General features: G+C 49.2%; 5 protein-coding genes. 1 reads left to right on the plus strand and 4 read right to left on the minus strand.

The genetic code is table 11. From position 1 onward, the window contains the following. Positions 1-8: 8 nt before the first annotated feature. Complete coding sequence (locus OQK_RS26200; protein ID WP_016775047.1) at positions 9-641, minus strand: SMI1/KNR4 family protein; 633 nt, start codon at positions 639-641, stop codon at positions 9-11. Positions 642-878: 237 nt separating this feature from the next. After that, positions 879-1,148, minus strand: a complete 270-nt coding sequence (locus tag OQK_RS26205; RefSeq protein ID WP_016775048.1) for a hypothetical protein — start codon at positions 1,146-1,148, stop codon at positions 879-881. 224 nt (positions 1,149-1,372) lie between these two features. On the opposite strand from OQK_RS26205, the gene OQK_RS30280 reads away from it, so the two are divergent. Continuing rightward, positions 1,373-1,666, plus strand: coding sequence for a hypothetical protein (locus OQK_RS30280; RefSeq protein ID WP_162098751.1), 294 nt, complete (start codon positions 1,373-1,375; stop codon positions 1,664-1,666). Here the strand turns inward: OQK_RS30280 and OQK_RS26210 are convergent. Both OQK_RS26210 and OQK_RS30660 read right to left on the minus strand, forming a co-directional pair. Continuing rightward, complete coding sequence (locus tag OQK_RS26210; RefSeq protein ID WP_016775049.1) at positions 1,647-2,081, minus strand: hypothetical protein; 435 nt, start codon at positions 2,079-2,081, stop codon at positions 1,647-1,649. The genes OQK_RS30280 and OQK_RS26210 overlap by 20 nt on opposite strands. A 276-nt stretch (positions 2,082-2,357) precedes the next feature. Beyond that, on the minus strand, positions 2,358-3,225 hold an 868-nt coding region (locus OQK_RS30660), incomplete at its 5' end, for a hypothetical protein (RefSeq protein ID WP_038861810.1).

The following is a 3,225-nucleotide window of genomic DNA, read 5'->3' on the forward strand; positions in this document are numbered from 1 at the left end:
GTCTCCTGTCAGTCCAGACTGAATTTAACCTGAGTACCGTCTGGTAAATTTTTAATCTTATCGGCTATATCGGCTCTGAGCCGCATGCCTTCTACAGCATCGGCAACATATAAATTATCCAAGGAAAAATCACCGCCCATTACAAAAGGCACTTTGGGCAGCAAACGCATCCCAGCACGAACTGGACCATTGCGCTTTTGCCACTGATGAGCCAACGGATAGCCTGTCAATACTTCATAGTCGTGCAGAACTATTTCAGCCCAGCTTTCAACATCCGCAGCCAAGTACTCTAACGAGCCAGTTTCCGGATCAAAAATGTAGATACTCCCATCCTTGATACAGAACTGTCCACCAAAGATATCTTCAGCAAAAAAGACACCGTTATCGGCTAGGCCTTTGTAGCTAGTGCGCCACAGGTCAGCGTGATTCCAATCAGATATGCCTATTTCACTTTGGCTGGAGTCGCTTGGAAAAACATGCAGCGCGCCTTCAAAAGCATAGAAGCCATTGCGCTGACGCAGCACATTAAGAAGTTGTTCCGCCGAAGCCCTTGCCATGTTGCGTATTGGCCCAGACAGTTGTGGTTCACGCGCACTCAAGGACGAACTTGCAATCGATAACAACTTATCCAGATTATTCATAATCTAATCTATCACCTCTATTCTAACCTTCGTCCCGTTAGGCAACTCTCTGCATTGAGCGCCAATACAAGCGCCTGGTCAACGTGTCAGGCTTTCCTGCCCCGATGGCATCTTCAATATGTTGCGCCGACTCGGGGAAACGGGGACAGATCACGTTTTGGAATGCGCTTTAAACATGGTCTGTCCCCGTTTATCTGGGTGCTAGGCCGGTGTCAGATCACATCTAGGCCTCTACAATTAACAAGAGACATTCAAACCACAAGCAGAGATAAAATCACGTATCGGTATATCAAGAACGCTACTTTCTCCAGCGGAGAGTACATCTTGCAATGTGACGATGCCTTTTTCAAAGTCTAAAGAAACGTCAAAGCAATTAAACTCGAACGCCCTGAACAGAATGCTCTCTGAGCAAACCCGCTCATCAAAGGCGTTTTTCAAAATAGAGCGAACGCTGTCGTCCAACTCTTGGGCCACAAATCGTTCTATTATCGTGCCGCCACTGCTCATAACCATTCCTAACCAGTACGAGAACGCAGTCTGGATCACACCATCCCGAACATTTATTTTGATTGTCGAGATCGGAGCGCATCAGACGTTTGTTCCAATCACCTTACTTGGGAAAACGGCGGACAGACACGTTTTACTCCTTCATGTCGTAGAGGGTGCGGCCCTTGTTTTGCGCGGCCAGCAGGTTCAGATCATTACCGGCGTAGACGTAGGCTTCGTTGCCTGTGCAGATCTTCCCCGCGACCAGTGTGGTGTCGAGGTCCGGGCTGGTATTTGCGTCGCCGCTGGCGATGAATCAGCAGCTTCCTGAAAAGAGTGGTCGTCCTCTTCATGGACGCGTTTCTTGCCGTGCCTGCTGTGGATTTCGACGTTGTGTTCATCACCGGCCGAGACAGGGAGATATCGCGCTTGGTCTCGGCGGTAAGGTTGCCGGTAGCTTCGGCGATGGCGACAACGTTGATGTCGCGACCGGCATTGAGCTTCAGGTCGCCACCGCTTTTACGCTGGACGAGAATTGAAAGGTGGTCTGTCCCCGTTTATCTCCTCCATTTGTTGTGAATAACGCTTTTCTAATCTTTCAGCAGACCTTTGAACTCCATCGCGTTCATCTGGAAAGTAAGCAGAATAAACATCAGCTGCAATTTTCATCAGAGAAACGTAGTCAGCCACAGGTATGCTAGAAGTTAACGCTTCCCCCAAGAAGAAACTTACCTCATTGAATTCTTCTGGATCGTCCCAATCCTGATCAAGCGAGTAAAAAAAACCTTCAGCCACTGAGAACCCATGTCCCTGCGAAGCGTCGTAGATAAACGCAGGAAAATTAGTCCTCCCTCTTACGATAGAAGCCTCAATTAACTCGTAAAGACCCTCATAATCTGCGTCAGTTGAAGAAAATGATTCCTTGAGAACCTCTAACCAAACCAAATCAGCCATTATTTCGTCCTCGGCGGCATAGTAATAAATGAGTGTGTTATATCTCCAGTTTTGCTATCACGCGTCACTTGAAAGTAATAACCATCAACTTTGATACTGGCCTCCCTCATGGCTGGATTAGCTCTGAACAAAGAGCCAGCTTCGACTGCCGCCCTGCTCGACATATCAGCCACCTTGATATCTGACAGAATTTTCGAATCATAAGTTGTTTTGGTGGATTTGGACTTGTATCCACCGACCAACTCGCCCCGAGTGTTAGTTTTAGGCAACTGATAACTATACTCCACAAGGCCAGGATAACGGACATCCGTAGTTTTGTTGGTAGATTTTTGCCCCAGTTTTTTCAACCGACTCCAAGAAGGCATCGCTGTTATGAGCACCAGAAATCGTCCCCGCCTTACTATTACGCACGCCAATCTGGGTGTTATGACTAAGAACTTTCTCGCCAAAATCTTTCAAAAATGTAGAGGTTGCCTGACCTCCAACGGTGGCTGCCCCCTCTGAACCTATCGCTGCCGGCCTAACGACTGCCGCAATCTGCTCAGCCGTTAGCTTAGCCCCAGTTTTCGCTTCGATCTCCATCAAACCGCGGAGATCACTCAGTTCCTTGGCTGCGGCCCCACCTGCTGTGGCCCCTAACCCCACGGGAAGTGCCTCCGACATTCCTGCCTCAGCGGTCCAGATCGCGACTTCGTTCGCGCACAGCACTGGGTTTGCTGCACAAGTAGCTGCACCTCTCGTGGCCAACTGTCCAAGCAAACCAATCGCTTCCGGCGCAAGAGCAATAATTCCCGCTGCAGCCAACAATTTCACCGCATTAGCCGGATCCCCTTTCGGAAGGTGGTCGAGGACCGCTCGCGTCCTAGCGTTGGTCGAGTCGGCGATATTGCTATGAAGGAATTGATCTGTGATCCCCGAATCGTCATTTTCCCAAAGTTTATTTAATGCAAGAGAGCCTTCATCAATCTCAGCCTTGATCTGCGCGCAATCGCCGGTCGCCCAACAGTTATTGAGCCGCGCCGTGTTATCCGCATCACGCTTGGCAAACTCAGCTCGAACAGCATCACAGTTGTCTTTACACTCCTTAAGCGCTTTCTCGAGGTCTTTTACATCCTGGTGATTCAGGAAGTTGTACTGTGTCGCA

This window comes from Pseudomonas sp. R62, from assembly GCF_000257605.1.
Lineage (GTDB): Bacteria > Pseudomonadota > Gammaproteobacteria > Pseudomonadales > Pseudomonadaceae > Aquipseudomonas > Aquipseudomonas atacamensis.